General features: G+C 71.3%; 15 protein-coding genes. 8 read left to right on the top strand and 7 right to left on the bottom strand.

Going from position 1 to position 17,499, the window contains the following annotated elements; translation table 11 throughout:
* Positions 1-115: 115 nt before the first annotated feature.
* The 4 genes from MTF69_RS28280 to MTF69_RS28265 are packed head-to-tail and all read left to right on the top strand — an operon-like array spanning position 116 to position 5,373.
* Entirely contained in the window at positions 116-943 is an 828-nt protein-coding gene (locus MTF69_RS28280) for an FAD binding domain-containing protein (protein WP_243338980.1), read from the top strand.
* Positions 940-3,666 (top strand): molybdopterin-dependent oxidoreductase, encoded by a 2,727-nt coding sequence (locus MTF69_RS28275; RefSeq protein ID WP_243338979.1) that lies wholly within the window; start codon positions 940-942, stop codon positions 3,664-3,666. Before MTF69_RS28280 ends, MTF69_RS28275 begins: the two co-directional genes overlap by 4 nt.
* Positions 3,663-4,634 (top strand): antibiotic biosynthesis monooxygenase, encoded by a 972-nt coding sequence (locus tag MTF69_RS28270; RefSeq protein ID WP_243338978.1) that lies wholly within the window; start codon positions 3,663-3,665, stop codon positions 4,632-4,634. Before MTF69_RS28275 ends, MTF69_RS28270 begins: the two co-directional genes overlap by 4 nt.
* A 19-nt stretch (positions 4,635-4,653) precedes the next feature.
* Positions 4,654-5,373, top strand: a complete 720-nt coding sequence (locus MTF69_RS28265; RefSeq protein WP_243338977.1) for a 1,4-alpha-glucan branching protein — start codon at positions 4,654-4,656, stop codon at positions 5,371-5,373.
* Here the strand turns inward: MTF69_RS28265 and MTF69_RS28260 are convergent.
* From MTF69_RS28260 to MTF69_RS28240, 5 genes are all read right to left on the bottom strand, one after another.
* Complete coding sequence (locus MTF69_RS28260; RefSeq protein ID WP_243338976.1) at positions 5,370-7,556, bottom strand: 3-hydroxyacyl-CoA dehydrogenase NAD-binding domain-containing protein; 2,187 nt, start codon at positions 7,554-7,556, stop codon at positions 5,370-5,372. The two genes, MTF69_RS28265 and MTF69_RS28260, sit on opposite strands and share 4 nt — an antisense overlap.
* A 62-nt stretch (positions 7,557-7,618) precedes the next feature.
* Entirely contained in the window at positions 7,619-8,833 is a 1,215-nt protein-coding gene (locus MTF69_RS28255) for an acetyl-CoA C-acetyltransferase (RefSeq protein ID WP_243338975.1), read from the bottom strand.
* Positions 8,834-8,880: 47 nt separating this feature from the next.
* Entirely contained in the window at positions 8,881-10,023 is a 1,143-nt protein-coding gene (locus MTF69_RS28250; protein WP_243338974.1) for an acyl-CoA dehydrogenase family protein, read from the bottom strand.
* Positions 10,024-10,162: 139 nt separating this feature from the next.
* Positions 10,163-11,329 (bottom strand): CaiB/BaiF CoA-transferase family protein, encoded by a 1,167-nt coding sequence (locus MTF69_RS28245; protein WP_243338973.1) that lies wholly within the window; start codon positions 11,327-11,329, stop codon positions 10,163-10,165.
* A gap of 104 nt (positions 11,330-11,433) precedes the next feature.
* On the bottom strand, positions 11,434-11,838 hold the full coding sequence (locus MTF69_RS28240) for an MmcQ/YjbR family DNA-binding protein (RefSeq protein WP_243338972.1): 405 nt from the start codon (positions 11,836-11,838) through the stop codon (positions 11,434-11,436).
* A 191-nt stretch (positions 11,839-12,029) separates the two neighbouring features.
* Between MTF69_RS28240 and MTF69_RS28235 the strand changes: the two genes are divergently transcribed.
* The gene (locus tag MTF69_RS28235; RefSeq protein WP_243338971.1) at positions 12,030-13,235 is read left to right on the top strand and encodes a trans-acting enoyl reductase family protein; all 1,206 of its coding nucleotides are present in this window, start codon (positions 12,030-12,032) and stop codon (positions 13,233-13,235) included.
* Positions 13,236-13,293: 58 nt separating this feature from the next.
* Here the strand turns inward: MTF69_RS28235 and MTF69_RS28230 are convergent, their stop codons facing one another.
* Positions 13,294-13,974: an endonuclease V gene (locus tag MTF69_RS28230; RefSeq protein WP_243338970.1), complete on the bottom strand. Its 681-nt coding sequence runs from the start codon at positions 13,972-13,974 to the stop codon at positions 13,294-13,296.
* 26 nt (positions 13,975-14,000) lie between these two features.
* Here MTF69_RS28230 and MTF69_RS28225 point away from each other — a divergent pair, with 26 nt between their 5' ends.
* The 3 genes from MTF69_RS28225 to MTF69_RS28215 all read left to right on the top strand — a co-directional run bounded on the left by MTF69_RS28225 (position 14,001) and on the right by MTF69_RS28215 (position 16,829).
* A complete protein-coding gene (locus MTF69_RS28225; protein WP_243338969.1) occupies positions 14,001-14,300 on the top strand; it encodes a YciI family protein in 300 nt (99 codons plus the stop codon).
* A gap of 278 nt (positions 14,301-14,578) precedes the next feature.
* Positions 14,579-14,995, top strand: a complete 417-nt coding sequence (locus MTF69_RS28220; protein ID WP_243338968.1) for an SsgA family sporulation/cell division regulator — start codon at positions 14,579-14,581, stop codon at positions 14,993-14,995.
* Between the two features lie 181 nt (positions 14,996-15,176).
* Complete coding sequence (locus MTF69_RS28215) at positions 15,177-16,829, top strand: ABC-F family ATP-binding cassette domain-containing protein (RefSeq protein ID WP_243338967.1); 1,653 nt, start codon at positions 15,177-15,179, stop codon at positions 16,827-16,829.
* Positions 16,830-16,959: 130 nt separating this feature from the next.
* Here the strand turns inward: MTF69_RS28215 and MTF69_RS28210 are convergent, their stop codons facing one another.
* Positions 16,960-17,427 (bottom strand): ATP-binding protein, encoded by a 468-nt coding sequence (locus MTF69_RS28210; protein ID WP_243338966.1) that lies wholly within the window; start codon positions 17,425-17,427, stop codon positions 16,960-16,962.
* Positions 17,428-17,499 lie beyond the last annotated feature (72 nt).

Raw genomic sequence — 17,499 nt, 5'->3', positions numbered from 1 at the left:
CCGATCTGAGCGGGTGAGCCCCAGCGGCCCCAGCGGCCCCAGCGGCCCCAGCGGCCCCAGCGCATTCTGCCGCTCGAAGTGGCGGCCACCCCTGCACGTCACGGGCAGGTGTTTCATGGACCTCAACACCATCGGCGAAGTCGTCCGCCAACCGTCCGACCGGCCGGGCGCAGACTGGCGCGAGGGCGATGCCTGGCTCGCGGGCGGGACGTGGCTGTTCTCCGCCGAGCAGCCGGACCTGCGCCGCCTGGTAGACCTGACAGCCCTGGGCTGGGATCCCCTCGTGCCGAGCGAACGGGGCCTCGAGATCGGCGCCACGTGCACGATCCGGGACCTCTACGCCTTCACACCGCCGGCCGACTGGATCGCCGGCCCCCTCATCGCGCGGAGCTGCGAAGCGTTCCTGTCCTCGTTCAAGGTCTGGAACGCGGCGACCGTCGGCGGAAACATCTGCATGTCCCTGCCGGCCGGCCCCATGATCACGCTGACGGTCGCGCTCGAAGCCGAGTACGAGCTGTGGGCCCCCGACGGTTCGGTGCGCGCCGTGGATGCGCTCGACTTCGTGACCGGGAACAACCGGAACGTCCTCGCTCCCGGGGAAATACTGCGGCGCATCCGCGTTCCGGCACGCGCCCTGCGGGGGCTCACCGCGCACCGCCTCTTCACGCTGACCCACCTCGGCCGTTCGACCGTCTTTCTCGTCGGCACGCGAACGCCGGGAACGAGCGGCCTCCTGCTCACCGTGACCGCCGGCACCACACGCCCGGTGCGCATCGCTTTCGAAACCATGCCCGATGCCCGCGCCCTGCAGCAGAGCATCAACGCCCTCCCTGCCGACGTCTGGTTCGCCGACCCCAACGGAACCCCGGACCACCGCCACCACCTGACCCTGCACTTCGCCGAAGAGATCCGCCACGACCTCATGGCTGGGGGCCCGGCATGACCTACACCGTGAACGGCAGGAGCTTTTCCGAGGAACCGGACCCCGGCCAGTGTCTGCGTACGTTCCTGCGCGCGCTCGGCCACTTCGGCGTCAAGAAGGGATGCGACGCCGGCGACTGCGGCGCGTGCACCGTGTGGCTGGACGGCACTGCGGTCCACAGCTGCATCACACCCGCCTTCCGCGCGGAAGGCCATGAGGTGACCACGATCGAGGGTCTCGGATCACCCGAGGACCTGCATCCCGTGCAGCGGCGTTTCCGGGACGCCCCGGGATTCCAGTGCGGTTTCTGCACCGCGGGGATGATCATGACCTCGGCGACGTTCACCGAGGCCCAGAAGGCGGACCTGCCACGGGCGTTGAAGGGCAATCTCTGCCGTTGCACCGGCTACCGGGCGATCGAGGACGCGGTGAAGGGCGTCGCCAGTGTGCAGAGCGCCGCGCCGGGACGGGCCGTCGGAACGAGCGTCGGCGCGCCGGCGGCCGACGACGTGGTGACCGGTCGCGCCGAGTTCACGATGGACACCCGCATGGAGGGCATGCTGCACCTCAAGGTGCTGCGCTCGCCCCACGCGCACGCCCGCATCCTCTCGATCGACAAGACCGCCGCGCTCGCGGTCCCCGGCGTGCACCGCGTCTACACCTGGGAGGACGTGCCGCGCAAGCGCTTCACCACGGCGATCCACACCGACCACCTCGTCGATCCGGACGACACCTACATCCTCGACCGCACGGTCCGCTTCGTCGGCCAGCGCGTCGTCGCGGTGCTCGCCGACACGGTCGGAGCGGCCGAGGAGGGCTGCCGGAAGGTGGCCGTGGAGTACGAGGTGCTGCCGGCGGTCTTCGACCCCGAGGAGGCCATGACGGACGGGGCGCCGCAACTGCACGGCTCGGAGGACCCGTTCGCCCGCGACTACGTCCACAACCTCCTGCTGGAGATCCACTCGCACATCGGTGATGTCGGCGCGGGCTTCGCCGCCGCCGACGTGATCCACGAGGGCACGTACTTCTCACCGCGCGTACAACACGCGCATCTGGAGACGCACGGCTCGATCGCCTGGATGGAGGACGGGCAGCTGAACGTCCGCACCAGTTCGCAGTCTCCGTCGATCGCGAAGGTCAAGCTGGCCTACCTGTTCGCGCTGCGCCCGGACCAGCTCCGCGTGTTCTGCAAACGTGTCGGCGGCGGTTTCGGCGGCAAGCAGGAGGTCATCTCGGAGGACCTGGCCGCGCTCGCCACCCTCGACACCGGGCGGCCCGTCTGCTTCGAGTACACGCGCGAGGAGGAGTTCACCACGGCTTCGCCCCGGCATCCCATGAAGCTGACGGTCAAGCTCGGCGCGAAGGCCGACGGCACGCTGACCGCCTTCCAGGTCCGCAACATGTCCAACACGGGCGCCTACGGCAACCACGGCGGCGAGACCCTGTACGCGGGCGGCGCCGCCGTAATGATCTACCGCTGCCCCAACAAGAAGTACGACGCCTTCTCCGTCTACACGAACACCGTTCCGAGCGGCGCCCTGCGCGGTTACGGAATGACCCAGCCGGCCTTCGCCGTGGAATCGGCGATGGACGAACTGGCCCTCGCGCTGCACATGGATCCGCTCGAACTGCGACGCCGCAACATCGTGCGCCCGGGCGAGCCGCTCGTAGCCCTCCACGACGGGCCCGACGATGTGGTGTTCACCGAGGACGGCCTCGGCAAGTGCATCGACCTCGTGGCCGGCGAGCTGGCCCGTACGGCCGACCAGCCTTCCCCCGGCCCCGGATGGCTCGTCGGGGTCGGCTTCGCCAGTTCCATGCACGAGACCGCGCCCCCGACCGAACACGTCTCCGAGGCCTGGCTCACGCTCGGCGACGACCTCGTGTACGAGCTGGCCGTCGGCACCGTCGAGTTCGGGGAGGGCACGTCGACCGCGCACGTCCAGATCGCGGCCAACCAGCTGGGTACGACGCCGTCGCGGATCCGCCTGGTGCAGTCCGACACCGACCGCACCGGATTCGACACCGGCGCCTTCGCGAGCGCCGGACTCTTCGTGGCCGGCAACGCGGTCCTCCGGGCGGCCAACGCGGTGCGGGACCGCATCCTGGACTTCGCCGCCTCCCACACGGGCGTGCACGTCGTGATGTGCTCGATGGACGACGACGACGTCGTCTGCGGGGACGAGCGCGTCTCGCTGGCCACCCTCGTCGCCACGGCCCGGGCGCGCGGCATCCGGTTCACGGCCGCCCGAAAGGCGTACGGCTCGCCCCGCAGCGTCACCTCCAATACGCAGGGCTTCCGCATCGCCGTCCACCCGGTGACGGGTGAGATCCGAATCCTGTACAGCGTCCAGGCGACCGACGCCGGTGTGCTCATCAACCCGGAACAGGTACGCGGACAGGTGGAAGGCGGTGTCGCCCAGGGCATCGGGTTCGCGCTGACCGAGAACTTCCAGGTCGACGCCGACGGGGTCATGGCCAACCCGAACCTCCGCAACTACCGCATCCCCACCTACGCCGACGTGCCCCGCACCGACGTGCTCCTGGTGGGCTCCTCGGACTCCGTCGGGGCCATGCGGTCGAAGGGGATGGCGGAGTGCTGCATCAACCCGGTGGCCCCCGCCCTGGCGAACGCGCTCCGCGACGCCACGGGCATCCGCTACCGCGCCCTGCCCCTCACCCCGGAACGGATCTACGGCCGCCTCGTGGAGAGCCGCTCGGCGCGGACGGGGACGCGGCGATGACGGCCAAAGGGCAGACGGACGCCGGGGCGACGGTCATCATCGGCCGGAAGGTCCGCCCCGGCATGGAGCGGGCGTACGAGAAATGGCAGGAGGAGGTCAACGCCGCCGCCGCCCGCTACGCCGGTCACCTCGGCGCCGAGGTGACCAAGCCGACCGCCCTGCAGCCCGACTGGGTGATCGTCTACCGGTTCGACTCGGTGGCCCATCTGCAGGCCTGGATGAACGGCGCGACCAGGCAGCGGCTCCTGGACGTCGGCGCGCACTACTTCGACGGTCCCGCCACCCAGCAGGTGATCAGCGGCGGCACGCAGCCGACGGACCCGCTCGTGACCGTGGTGGTGAGCCACCGCGTCCACCCGGACAACGTCGACGACTTCCTTGCGTGGCAGGAGCGCATAAGCCAGGAGGAGGGCAAGTTCGAAGGGTTTCGCGGCACGGAGATATTCCGCCCCGTCGAAGGCGTTCAGGACGAGTGGACCACCCTGTACCGCTATGACAACGCCGAGCACCTGGACGCCTGGCTGACGTCGGCGAAGCGGCGGGAGATGCTCGCCGAAGGGGAGAAGTTCGACGACTTCAGAATGCGCACGATCGACAACTCGTTCGGCAGTTGGTTCGCCTTCGAGGAGAACGGCAAGGAGGCGCCGCCGCCCTCGGAGACCAAGACCTCCATCGCGGTCTGGGTCGGGCTCTACCCGACCGTCGTGCTGCTGTCCCTCGCCCTGCATCCGCTGGGCATGCCGTTCTGGTTCGGACTGCTCGTGGGGAACCTGCTGTCGAGCTTCATCATGAGCTTCTTCACGATGCCCCACTATGTGAACCGGCTGCTCAGACGGTGGCTGCGGCCGCCGCCGAACGAATCGACCGCCAGGACCAACCTCGCCGGCGGCGGCATCGTCGCCGCGCTGACCGTGTTCTGGGTCGCCGTCTTCTACCTCGTGACGGAAGTGTTCTGGACACTGCCCTGACCGGGGGTAGGTTCGTGCCATGGCAGTCATCCACCACACCACGCTGCGCCCGACCAAACTGGAGCTCCTGGCCGACTGGCTCCCCTCCCGGCCCTGGTACCAGGGGGCGACGGGCACCGCCGCTCTCGCCAAGGCGGGCGGCTTCCGACTCGACGACCCCGAGGGCGAGGTCGGCATCGAGTTCATGGTGGTCACCGACGGCTCCGGGCACGTGCCAGTCTCCTACCAGGTCCCCCTCACCTACCGGGGCAGCCCGCTGGCGGGCGCCGAGGCCGGCCTGGTCGGCACCCTCGAACACGGGGTGCTGGGCAAGCGCTGGGTCTACGACGGCACCCACGACCCGGTCCTGGTCGAGCAGTTGCTGACGCTCCTCGCGGGCCGGACGGTCGCCCAGGCCCAGAGCGCGACCGCCACTCCCGACCCGACCGTCGAGGTCCGCTCGGAGGGGGCCGGAGTACCGGTCGGTCTGACGGGCCCCGGGGAGGTGGCCGACACCACCGAGGCCACCGTCGTCGCGGTGGGCCCGGCGGGGCAGGACCCGGCGCTGACCCTGACCGTGACCCGGGTGCTGCGCCCCGGGGCCGCCGCCGGGCAGGGCCTGCGCGGGCAGGTGCTGGCCGGCTGGCCCGCCCCGGACGGCGCCGGGGAGCGGGGAGCGTTCGCGTTCCTGAGCGACGCCGGCCCCCGACCGCAGGGCGCCCCGGACCCGCAGGTCGGCGGGCCCGGGACTCCGCGCTAGTCGGCGTACGTCTCTCCCCGCTCGGCCTTCGCCACCAGGGAGGCGGGCGGGGTGAAGCGCTCGCCGTACTTCTCGGCCAGCTCCCGGGCGCGGGCCACGAAGCCCGCCGGGCCGCCCTCGTAGCCGTTGATGTACTGGATCACGCCACCGGTCCAGGCCGGGAAGCCGATGCCCATGATGGAACCGATGTTGGCGTCGGCGTACGAGGTCAGCACCCCCTCGTCGAAGCAGCGGACGGTGTCCAGCGCCTCGGAGAAGAGCATCCGCTCCTTCATGTCTTCAAAAGGCACGGTGGCGGACGGGATCTCCCCGCCGGGCTGTGCGAAGTGCTCGCGCAGCCCCGGCCAGATCCCGGCGCGCTTGCCGTTCTCGTCGTACGCGTAGAACCCGCCGCCGCCGCTGCGCCCGGGGCGCCCGAACTCGTCGACCATCCGGTCGATGACGGTGTCGGCCGGGTGCTCCTGCCAGTCCCGGCCCTCGGCCTCGAAGGCCTTGCGGGTCTCGTTGCGGATCTTGCGGGGCAGCGTGAGGGTCAGCTCGTCCATCAGGGACAGCACCTTGGCCGGGTACCCGGCCTGGGCCGCGGCCTGCTCGATGGAGGCGGGCTCGATGCCCTCGCCGACCATGGCGACGCCCTCGTTGATGAACTGGCCGATGACCCGCGAGGTGAAGAACCCGCGCGAGTCGTTGACCACGATCGGGGTCTTGTTGATCTGCCGTACGAGGTCGAAGGCGCGGGCGACGGCCTCGTCGCCGGTGCGCTCGCCCTTGATGATCTCGACCAGCGGCATCTTGTCCACGGGCGAGAAGAAGTGCAGTCCGATGAAGTCGGCGGGCCGCGAAACCCCTTCCGCAAGGCCCGTGATGGGCAGCGTGGAGGTGTTGGAGCAGAGCAGCGCGTCAGGGGTGAGGAAGTCCTGGATCTCCTGGAACACCTTGTGCTTCAGGGCGGTGTCCTCGAAGACGGCCTCGATGACGGCGTCGCAGCCCGCGAGGTCGGCGGGCTCGGCGGTCGGGGTGATCCGGGCGAGCAGCTCGGCGCGCTTGGCCTCGGTCGTGCGGCCCCGGGCCAGGGCCTTGTCGAGCAGCTTCTCGGAGTACGCCTTGCCCTTGGCGGCGGCCTCGGGGGTGACGTCCTTCAGCACCACCTCGATGCCGGCGCGCGCGCAGGAGTAGGCGATGCCCGCGCCCATCATGCCGGCGCCGAGGACGGCCACCTTGGTCACCTTGCGGGGCGCCACGTCCTGCGGTCGGCTGCGGCCGGCGTTGACGGCCTGGAGGTCGAAGAAGAACGCCTGGATCATGTTCTTGGCGGTCTGTCCGGTGACCAGCTCGGTGAAGTAGCGGGCCTCGATGGTCAGGGCCGTCTCGAAGTCCACCTGGGCGCCTTCGACGGCGCAGGCCAGGATGTTGCGCGGGGCCGGGTACGGGGCCCCGTTCAGCTGCTTCTTCACGTTGGCCGGGAAGGCCGGGAGGTTGGCGGCGAACCGCGGGTTCGACGGGGTACCGCCCGGGATCTTGTAGCCGGGGACGTCCCAGGGCTGCTTCGACTCCGGGTTCGCGTCGATGAAGGCGTGCGCCTTGGCGAGCATCTCCTCGGGGGTGGCGGCCAGTTCGTGCACCAGGCCGTTGTCCAGCGCGCGCCGGGGGCTGTACTGGGTCCCCTGGAGCAGCACCTTCAGCAGCGCGTCGGCGATGCCCATGAGGCGGACGGTGCGGGTGACGCCGCCGCCGGCCGGGAGCAGGCCGAGGGTGACCTCGGGCAGACCGATCTTGGAGCCGGGCGCATCGAGGGCCACGCGGTGGTGGGAGGCCAGGCAGATCTCGTAACCGCCGCCGAGGGCCGTGCCGTTGATGGCGGCGACCACGGGCTTGCCGAGGGTCTCGATGCGGCGCAGCGAGGCCTTGATGGCGGTGCCCGTGTCGAAGGCCAGCTGCGCGTGCTCGGGGCGGAGCCGGATCATGTCCTTGAGGTCACCGCCCGCGAAGAAGGTCTTCTTGGCGGAGGTGAAGATGATGCCGCGGATGGAGTCCTTCTCGGCCTCGGCGCGCTCCGCGATCGCCGCGATCGAGTCCTTGAAGGCCTGGTTCATCGTGTTGGCGGACTGGTCGGGGTCGTCGAGGACCAGGGTGACGACGCCGGTCTCGTCCTGTTCCCAGCGGATCGTGGTGGACTCGCTCATGTTCGCAACTTCCGTGTCAGGGGTGGGATCAGGGATCAGTGATCAGGGGATCAGGACGGGTTTCAGAGCCGCTCGACGATGGTGGCGACGCCCATGCCGCCGCCGACGCAGAGGGTGACGAGGCCGTAGCGCTTGTCCTGGCGCTCCAGTTCGTCGACGACGGTGCCGAGGATCATCGCGCCGGTGGCGCCGAGCGGGTGGCCCAGCGCGATGGCGCCGCCGTTGACGTTGACCTTGTCCAGACAGACGCCCATGTCCTTGACGAAGCGGAGCACGACGCCGGCGAAGGCCTCGTTGATCTCGATCAGGTCGATGTCGTCGATGGTCAGGCCGGCCTTGGCGAGGGCCTTGCGGGTGGCCGGGGCGGGGCCGGTGAGCATGATGGTGGGCTCGGAGCCGGAGACGGCGGCCGAGACGATCCGGGCGCGGGGCGTGAGGCCGTTTCGCTCTCCCGCCTCGCGGGAGCCGATCGCGACGAGGGAGGCGCCGTCGACGATGCCGGAGGAGTTGCCCGCGTGGTGGACGTGGTCGATCTTCTCGACCCAGTGGTACTTCTGCAGCGCGACGGCGTCGAAGCCGCCGAGTTCGCCGATGTCCGCGAAGGAGGGCTTCAGCCGGGCGAGGGTGTCGGCGGTGGTGCCCGGGCGGACGAACTCGTCGTGGTCCAGGACGACCAGGCCGTTGCGGTCGGTGACCGGGACGACCGACTTGGCGAAGCGGCCGTCCTTGATGGCGGCGGCGGCGCGCTCCTGCGACAGGGCCGCGTACTCGTCCACGTCGCGCCGGGAGAATCCCTCGATCGTGGCGATCAGGTCGGCGCCGATGCCCTGCGGGACGAAGTTGACGTCCCAGTTGGTCATCGGGTCGTTGAACCAGGCGCCGCCGTCCGAAGCCATCGGGACGCGGGACATCGACTCGACGCCGCCCGCGAGGACCAGGTCCTCCCAGCCGGAGCGGACCTTGGCCGCGGCCATGTTGACGGCTTCCAGGCCGGAGGCGCAGAAGCGGTTCTCCTGCACGCCGGCCACGGTGTCCGGGAGTCCGGCCGCGATGGCCGCGATCCGGGCGATGTCGGATCCCTGGTCGCCGACCGGACCGACGACGCCGAGCACGATGTCGTCGATGGTGGCGGGGTCCAGGCCGGGGTTGCGCTCGCGCAGGGCGTGGATGAGGCCGACGACCAGGTCGATCGGCTTGGTGCCGTGCAGGGAACCGTTGGCCTTGCCGCGGCCGCGCGGCGTGCGGATCGCGTCGTATACGTACGCTTCGGTGCTCACTGGTCAAGCCTTTCGGGGGTGCGGAGGCAGGGGGAAGTCTGCGGGGGTCAGCCCAGCAGGGAACGACCGATGATCTCCTTCATGATCTCGGTCGTTCCGCCGTAGATGGTCTGGATGCGGCCGTCGGTGAAGGCCCGCGCGACCCGGTACTCGGTCATGTATCCGTATCCGCCGTGCAGTTGCAGGCAGCGGTCGGCAACCCGCTTCTGGAGTTCGGTGGCCCACCACTTCGCCATCGAGGCGTGGACGTGGTCCAGTTCCCCGTTGGAGTGGTCGGTGATGCAGCGGTCGAGGAAGGTACGGGTGACCGCGCACTCGGTGGCCATCTCCGCGATCTCGAAGCGGATGTGCTGGAGCTTGGAGAGCGGCCGCCCGAAGGCCTCGCGCTCCTTCACGTACTGCGTGGTGATCTCCAGCAGGTACTCGGCAGCGGCGATGCCGGCCATCGCGATGCCCATCCGCTCCTGCGCGAGATTGGTCATCAGATGGACGAAGGCGCCGTTCAGCTCGCCGAGCAGGTTCTCCTTGGGGACGCGCACGTCGTTGAAGAAGAGCTCGGCCGTGTCCTGCGCCTTCTGGCCGATCTTGTCGAGGTTGCGGCCGCGCTCGAAGCCCTCGGTGCCGCGCTCCACGACCAGCAGCGACATCCCGTGCGCCCCGCCCTCGGGGGTGGTCTTGGCGACCACGATCACCAGGTCGGCGAGGATGCCGTTGGAGATGAAGGTCTTGGAGCCGTTGAGCACCCAGTGGTCGCCCGCGTCCTCGGCGGTGGTCCGGATGCCCTGGAGGTCGGAACCCGCGCCCGGCTCGGTCATCGCGATGGCGGTGATGATCTCGCCGGAGCAGAAGCCGGGCAGCCAGCGGCGCTTCTGCTCCTCGGTGGCCAGGGAGGTCAGGTAGGGCCCGATGATGTCGTTGTGCAGGCCGATCGCGAGCCCGGCGGCGCCCGCCCGGGTGAACTCCTCGGCGATCACGGCCGCGTAGCGGAAGTCGGTGTTGCCGCCGCCCCCGTACTCCTCCGGGACGGCCAGGCCCAGCAGCCCCTGCCGGCCGGCGGCCCGCCAGGCCTCGCGGCTGACGATCCCGTCCTTCTCCCACTGCTCGTAGTGCGGCAGCACCTCCTTGGCGAGGAAGGTGCGGACGGTCTCGCGGAATGCCTCGTGGTCGGCGTCGAAGAGCTGGCGTTTCATTTCAAGGGCCCCCTAGAGCCGGTTCTTGACGGTTTCGACGAGCCGGGTCTGCGGCTCGGCCCGGCCGCCTCCAGCTCCGCCGCCGCGTCGGCGGCGCGGCGCGGGGCCGCGGAGTGGTCGAGCATCATCGAGAGTTCCATCAGGCGTCGGACTCCTTGCCGAGCAGCGCCGGTACGCCCCAGTCCGCCGCCACCGACTCCGTGTGCGCGCCCGGCAGCGCGGGCCCGCTCACGGCGGTGGCCGGGGTCGCGGAGAAGCGGGGCGCGGGGGCCGGCTGGGTGATCCCGGCGGCCTCGACGAAGGTGCCGCGGGCGGCCAGGTGCGGGTGGTGCGGGGCCTCGCGCAGCGAGAGCACGGGCGCCACGCAGGCGTCGGTCCCCTCGAAGACGGCCGTCCACTCCTCGCGGGTACGGGTCTTGAAGCGCGCGGCGACGGCCTCGCGGAGCTCGCCCCAGCGGGCCAGGTCCTTGCGGGCGGGGGCCTGGTCCTTGATGCCGAGGAGCTCCACGAAGGTGTCGTAGAACTGCTGCTCCAGCGCGCCGACCGCCATGTACCCGCCGTCGGAGGTCTCGTAGCTGCCGTAGAAGGGGCAGCCGCCGTCGAGCAGGTTGGCCCCGCGCCGGTCCTGCCAGCCGCCGGCCGCCATCATCCCGTGGATCATGGCGGTGAGGTGGGCGGTGCCGTCGACGATGGCCGCGTCGACGACCTGGCCGCTGCCGCCGGGGGTGCGGGCGTGCTGGAGGGCGGCGAGCACGCCGATGACGAGGTAGAGCGAGCCGCCCGCGTAGTCACCGACCAGGTTGGCGGGGACGGCCGGGGGTTCGCCCGGGTTGCCGATCATGCCGAGGGCGCCGGTGACGGCGATGTACGCGATGTCGTGCCCGGCGGTGTGGGCGAGCGGGCCGTCCTGGCCCCAGCCGGTCATCCGGCCGTAGACGAGCCGGGGATTGCGGGCGTGGCAGTCGGCGGGGCCCACGCCGAGCCGTTCGGCGACCCCGGGACGGAGGCCCTCGATGAGCACGTCGGCCCGCTCGACCAGGTCCAGCACGCGGGCCGGGCCGTCGGCGGACTTCAGGTCGACGAGGACGGAGCGCTTGTTCCGGTTGGTGATGTCGAAGGCCGGGTTCACGGCCAGCCCGCCGCCGCCGGGCCGGTCCACCCGCACCACGTCGGCCCCCAGGTCGGCGAGGAGCATGGCGGCGAACGGGCCCGGCCCGATGCCCGCCAGCTCGACGACGCGCACGCCCGCGAGCGGGCCCCCGCGCCTCCCGGGCACGCTCCCCGTCACGTTCCCTGTCACTGCCATCGAGCCCCCAGCATCCGGTGGCACCACTGCCGCCACTGTGTGACACAACTGATGTAACACCAGTGATGCTAGGAACCTGTTCCACTCAGCACAAGAGCAAGCGCTTAGCCGGTTGGCCCGTTTCCCCGTGCGTCGAGCTCCTTGAGGTCCCGCTTCAGCGCCACGGTCCGGTAGCTCTCCTCCACCCATTCGCACAGCACCTCGGCGGAGGGCGCCCCCTTCTCCCCCAGCGGCACGGAGACCCAGCCGGCCTTCCCCAGCCCGTATCCGGTCGGCTCCGCACCGGGCGCGGTCATGGCGTGACCGTGCAGCGCCTCGTCCTTGAGCTTCACGGAGATCCCGGGCGACGGGCCGTCGGTGTTCCCGAGGAAGACGAAGATCTTCTTGTTGACCTTCACGACACAGTCCTCAGGACCCCAGGGAAACTCCTCCCGCGCCTGCGGCAGCCCCAGGGCGAACTCCCGGACCGCCTCCCACGTGCGCACCCCAGCCTTCACGCGAACCTCCACTCGTCGCGGGCCGCACCCGCGCGCGGACCGTCCCTCCCCACGCTAGGCCGTCCCCTGCGGATCCCGCCCGGCCCGCGCCGGTGGCGGGCCGGGGGGAGTGCCGGGGGGAGGGCCGGGACCGGGGTGCCGTTCGCCGAAGGGATGACACCCGCTAGCCTCAGCCACCACCGACACCGTCTGGGAGGCTCCCGATGAACGCAGCTGTCCGGCACGAACCGCGCACCGCGGAACGGGAGTACGACCTCGTGCTCTTCGGCGCGACCGGGTTCGTGGGGGCGCTGACCGCCGAGTACCTCGCGGCGCACGCCCCCGCGGACTGCCGCTGGGCCCTGGCCGGACGCGACCTCGCGAAGCTGGAGCGGCTGCGCGAACGGCTGACCGCCCTCGACCCGCGCTGCGCGGACCTGCCGCTGCTGCAAGCGGACGCCCAGGACGCCGCGGCGACGCGCGAACTGGCCGCCTCCACCCGGGTGCTGGCCACCACCGTGGGGCCGTACGTCTGGTACGGGGCCCCGCTGGTGGCGGCCTGCGCCGCGGCGGGCACCGACTACCTGGACCTGACCGGCGAGCCGGAGTTCGTGGACCGGATGTACGTCGAGCACGACGCGCGGGCCCGCGAGAGCGGCGCCCGGATCGTGCACGCCTGCGGCTTCGACTCCATCCCGGCCGACCTCGGGGCGTACTTCACGGTCCAGCAGCTGCCGGCCGGGGTCCCGCTGACCGTGGACGCGTTCCTGCGCTCCAACGCCCTGTTCTCGGGAGGCACCTTCACCACGGTGCTCACCGCACTGGGCCGCGGACCGCAGAACCTGGCCGCCGCCCGCGCGCGCCGGATGCACGAGCCCCGGCTGCTGGGCCGGCGGGTACGGGTCCCCGTGGGCGCACCGCGCTTCAGCCGGGAGACCGGCACCTGGGCCCTGCCGCTGCCCGTCCTGGACGTCCAGGTCGTGGCCCGTTCGGCGGCGGCGCTGGAGCGGTACGGCCCGGACTTCCGCTACCGCCACTACGCCTCCGTACGGCACCTGCCCGTCGCGGTGGGCGGTACGGCGGCGGTCGGCGGGGTGGCCGCCCTCGCGCAGATCCCGCCGGTGCGCCAGTGGCTCGCGGACCGCTGGGAGCCGGGCCGGGGCCCGGACGCGGAGCGGCGGGCGCGCAGCTGGTTCAGCGTGCGGTTCGTGGGCGAGGGCGGCGGCCGCCGGGTCTTCACCGAGGTCTCGGGCGGCGACCCGGGGTACGGGGAGACCGCGAAGATGTTCGCGGAGTCCGCGCTCTGCCTCGCCTACGACGCCCTGCCCGAGCTCTCCGGCCAGCTGACCACCGCCGTGGCGATGGGCGACGCCCTGCTGGACCGGCTCCGGAAGGCGGGCATCCGCTTCCGGGTGGCGGCCTCCGACTGAGGCGTCTCCCGGGTGGCCGCCTGCGCCTGAGGCGTCGCACGGACGGCCCGGGGCGGCCCTACGCGGTGGCTTCGCGCAGGGCCCGCCGGCACAGGGAGTCGGCGTGCCGGGTGGTCTCCGGGATCCGGAAGCGGGGGCTCAACGCCAGGGCGTGCGCGCAGGCGTTGTCCAGGGAGACCCGGTGGCCCACCGATACGTACACGGGCTTGATCCCGTCCTGCGTGCGCAGCGCCCGGCCGACGACCTCGCCGTCGGGTGCGCGGAGCGGGGAGAGGTCCCCGCGCCGGGCGCCCGGTTCCTCGTAGGTGAAGGTGAAGGGGTTCTTCGCGACCCCGATGGCGGGCAGCCCGGTGACCACCCCGAGGTGGCAGGCGAGCCCGAAGCGGCGCGGGTGGGCCAGCCCGTAGCCGTCGCAGACGACCAGAGCGGGCGTGACCGTCAGTGACTCCAGCGCGGCGAGCACGGTCGGCAGTTCACGGAAGGCGAGCAGGCCGGGTACGTAGGGGAAGCTGACGCGGCCGACGGAGGTGGCCTCCTCGACGACCTTCAGGGTGGCGGCGTCGAGCACGACGGCCGCGGCGGCCACGAGGTCGCGCTCGTCGTCGTAGGCCACGTCCACACCTGCGATCAGCCCTTCGCCGGGCGGGGGTCCGGTTTCGGCCAGGACGACCCGGTCGCGCAGTTCGTCCTGTATCGCCTTGGCCTCGGCCTCGTCGGCGGGGCTCTTCGCACTCGTCATCGTGGTGCGAGAGTAGCCTGGCGATCATGTTCGTCATGGAGCTCACCTACACCGCGCCCGTCGAAGCCGTCGAAGAGGAGATGGACGCGCACATCGCCTGGCTGGACGGCTACTACGCCGCCGGCATCTTCCTCGCCTCGGGCCGCAAGGTCCCGCGCGACGGGGGCGTGATCCTGGCCGGCGGGATCTCCCGCGCGGAGATCGAGAAGATCGCGGCCGAGGACCCCTTCACGATGGCGGGCGTCTGCGCCTACCGGATCACCGAGTTCATCGCGACGAAGACGTCCGCGGACCTGGCGACGGTACGGGAGAACCCGGCGGTGTAGCGGGGTGCGGACGGGTCGCCGGCGGGTGGTCTGCAGCGCGCTTTGGGCCTGTGGAGTGAGCGGGAACCGGCCGTACTGCGAGCGCTCCGGGGCCTGCGGACGGGTCCCGGATGCCCGCGCCACCCGTCACCCTGTGCGATCACACAGGCGTGTTCAGGCCATTCGGTGACACAGCTCACTCCAGGTCGCGTGCACGGATTCGCCGAATCGCGCGTCTATCCCGTTGCCGGGCCCCCACCCCGCGGTCCGGCACGAGATCCGCCGCAAGGGAGCGAGCCTTGATCACTGTCATCGAGCAGGCCGTGCAGGCCCGACTGGTCGCCACCGCGCCGAAGGTCGACACCGTACCGGTCACGTTCTGCTACGACCGGTCGGATCCCTTCGCCGTCCGGATGGCCTTCCCCGCTCCCGCGACGCTGGAGGGCGTCGAGGTCTCGTGGACCTTCTCCCGCGAGCTGCTGGAGTCCGGGCTGCGCCGCCCCTCCGGCTGCGGGGACGTGCGCGTGCGCCCGTACGACGCCGACCGGACCACCGTGGAGTTCCACGCCCCCGAGGGGGTCGCGATCGTGCTGATGGTGACGGCGGAGCTGCACCGCTTCCTGGAGCGGGCCTCCACGATCGTGCCGCCCGGCCTGGAGCACCTGTACCTCGACATGGACCAGAGCCTCGCCGACCTGATGCGCGGCTCCTGCTGACCCGCGTAATTCGTTTGCCGGCGGCTCAGGCCGCCCCGTAGCTTCGTAGACGCCCCATCGCCGTCGAAACGGAGCAGGACGTTGTTCCTCTGAGGTCCGAGACACCGACCACCGCCCTCACCCGCGGTCCCCTGTGTCTCCCCCGCGTTGCACTCACCACTCACGCAACCTGGAGGCCTCCATGAGTCCTGCTCCCACCTTCATCACCTGCTCCGACCTGTCCTTCGACTGGCCCGACGGAACGCCCGTCTTCGAGGGGTTCCAGTTGACCGTCGGCCCCGGGCGTACCGGCCTGATCGGGCGCAACGGCTGCGGGAAGTCCACCCTGCTGAAGCTCATCTCAGGGGAACTGAACCCGAGCGGCGGCCAGTTGGCCGTGTCCGGCACCGTCGGCCAGCTTCCGCAGACCGTCACCTTCGACACCGCCCTACGGGTCGACGAGGCGCTCGGCGTCCACACCGCCCGGGCCGCCCTGCAGGCCATCGAGGCGGGCGAGGCGACCGAGGCGAACTTCGCGGCGGTCGGCGACGACTGGGACGTGGAGGAGCGGGCCCTCACCACGCTCGACCAGCTCGGGCTTGGCCGGATCGGCCTGGACCGCACCACCGGCGAACTGTCGGGCGGGGAGTGCGTGTTGCTCCGGCTGGCGGCTCTGCTGCTGAGCCGCCCGGACGTCCTGCTGCTTGACGAGCCCACCAACAACCTCGACCTGCGGGCCCGGCGCCGGCTGTACGCGGCCGTCGAATCCTGGTCCGGGGTGATGCTCCTGGTCAGCCACGACCGGGAGCTGCTGGACCGGGTCGATCAGATCGCCGACCTGCGCGAAGGCGAAATCCGCTGGTACGGCGGCAACTTCACGGACTACGAGGAGATGCTGGCGGCCGAGCAGGAGGCGGCCGAGCGGATGGTCCGGGTCGCGGAGGGCGACGTACAGCGCCAGAAGCGCGAGCTGGCGCAGGCGCACGCCAAACTGGCCCGGCGCAAGCGGTACGGCCAGAAGATGTTCGACAGCAAGCGCGAGCCGAAGATCGTCATGGGCGCCCGCAAGCGTGCGGCGCAGGAGTCGGCGGGCAAGCACCGCATCATGCACACCGAGAAGCTGGCGGAGGCCGAGGAACGCCTCGACCAGGCGGAGCTGGCGGTACGCGACGACGCCGAGATCCGGATCAAGCTGCCCGCCACCCAGGTCCCGCCGGGCCGCCGCGTGTTCACCCTGAGCGGGTTGCACCCGGTCCACGGCGGCGCGATCCCGGGCGAGTGGGAGCTGCGCGGTCCGGAGCGGATCGCGCTGGTGGGGGCCAACGGCTCGGGCAAGACCACCCTGCTGCGCACGATCGCGGGGGAACTTGCCCCGCTGTCGGGCGAGTCGGTGACCCATGTCCCGGCCCGGTTCCTGCCGCAGCGGCTCGACGTGCTGGACGACGAGCGCTCGGTCGTGGAGAACGTGGCGCGGTTCGCCCCGCACGCGACGAACAACCTGATCCGGGCGCGGCTCGCGCACTTCCTGTTCCGGGGTGCGCGGGCGGACCGGCCCGCCGGCACGCTGTCGGGCGGCGAGCGGTTCCGGGCGACGCTGGCGGCGCTGCTGCTCGCGGAGCCGGCCCCGCAGCTGCTCATGCTGGACGAGCCGACGAACAACCTGGACCTGGGAAGCGTACGGCAGTTGACCGACGCCCTGGATTCCTACGAAGGGGCGCTCGTGGTGGCGAGCCATGACGTGCCGTTCCTGGAATCGATCGGCGTCACGCGGTGGCTGCTGCTCGACGACGGGCTGCGACCGACGACGGCCGAGGAGGTCCACCGGTCGCTGTGGACGGGTGACGGGCACGGGTGACGCGCACGGGTGAGGGGCACGGTCACGCGTGAGGGGCACGGGCGACGTGCACGGGCGATCTGAACGGGCGATCTGAACGGGCGGCCCGAACTGGCGGCCCGAACGGGCAGCCCGAACGGAGGGGCGTGCGCTAACGCGGCATGGGCACTAACGCCCAGGACTTGGTGCCCCCCATCGGGGTGAGTACCGGGGTGAGCCCCCAGTCCCCGCCGCAGGACTCCACCACCGACGCGAGCAGCCACATCCCGCGGCTGCGCCGGCGCCGGCACTCCTCGCTCGCCTCGGGCGAGGAGTGCGCCGGGTGCTGGTCGAAGACGACGATCCGCAGCGCGTCGAACTGCCAGCGGACTTTGAGCACCATCTCCTTGTCGGGCGTGAACCGGTAGGCACAGGCCACGAGTTCGGAGGCGGCGAGCGCCGCGGTGTCGCACAGGTCGGCCAGTCCGTGCCGGTCGAGCAGGGACCGCAGGGCGCCACGGGCGCTGCCCGCACAGTGGGCTCCGCCCGGCAGGCCTATGGAGTAGCTCAGTTTCTCCGCCCCTGGCGGGGCCTGCCGGAACTCGTGGACCGACCGCAGGCCACGGAGAGTGCCCGTCATCGTGCTGCTCCAAGGTTCTGAGGTACTGAATGCGTGGACGGCCGTGTGGTCATACAAGAGCTGGAGGTCGCC

This window comes from Streptomyces sp. AP-93 (assembly GCF_022808175.1).
Classification (GTDB): domain Bacteria; phylum Actinomycetota; class Actinomycetes; order Streptomycetales; family Streptomycetaceae; genus Streptomyces.
The sequence above is the reverse complement of the archived record's forward strand: the minus strand, read 5'-3'. Positions and strand labels throughout refer to the sequence as shown.

What these genes read in the sequence shown, in the direction of transcription:
- MTF69_RS28280 (WP_243338980.1), top strand. Translation starts at nt 116, where the DNA reads ATGGACCTCAACACCATCGGCGAAGTCGTCCGCCAACCGTCCGACCGG.
- MTF69_RS28275 (WP_243338979.1), top strand. Translation starts at nt 940, where the DNA reads ATGACCTACACCGTGAACGGCAGGAGCTTTTCCGAGGAACCGGACCCC.
- MTF69_RS28270 (WP_243338978.1), top strand. Translation starts at nt 3,663, where the DNA reads ATGACGGCCAAAGGGCAGACGGACGCCGGGGCGACGGTCATCATCGGC.
- MTF69_RS28265 (WP_243338977.1), top strand. Translation starts at nt 4,654, where the DNA reads ATGGCAGTCATCCACCACACCACGCTGCGCCCGACCAAACTGGAGCTC.
- MTF69_RS28260 (WP_243338976.1), bottom strand. Translation starts at nt 7,556, where the DNA reads ATGAGCGAGTCCACCACGATCCGCTGGGAACAGGACGAGACCGGCGTC.
- MTF69_RS28250 (WP_243338974.1), bottom strand. Translation starts at nt 10,023, where the DNA reads ATGAAACGCCAGCTCTTCGACGCCGACCACGAGGCATTCCGCGAGACC.
- MTF69_RS28245 (WP_243338973.1), bottom strand. Translation starts at nt 11,329, where the DNA reads ATGGCAGTGACAGGGAACGTGACGGGGAGCGTGCCCGGGAGGCGCGGG.
- MTF69_RS28235 (WP_243338971.1), top strand. Translation starts at nt 12,030, where the DNA reads ATGAACGCAGCTGTCCGGCACGAACCGCGCACCGCGGAACGGGAGTAC.
- MTF69_RS28230 (WP_243338970.1), bottom strand. Translation starts at nt 13,974, where the DNA reads ATGACGAGTGCGAAGAGCCCCGCCGACGAGGCCGAGGCCAAGGCGATA.
- MTF69_RS28225 (WP_243338969.1), top strand. Translation starts at nt 14,001, where the DNA reads ATGTTCGTCATGGAGCTCACCTACACCGCGCCCGTCGAAGCCGTCGAA.
- MTF69_RS28215 (WP_243338967.1), top strand. Translation starts at nt 15,177, where the DNA reads ATGAGTCCTGCTCCCACCTTCATCACCTGCTCCGACCTGTCCTTCGAC.
- MTF69_RS28210 (WP_243338966.1), bottom strand. Translation starts at nt 17,427, where the DNA reads ATGACGGGCACTCTCCGTGGCCTGCGGTCGGTCCACGAGTTCCGGCAG.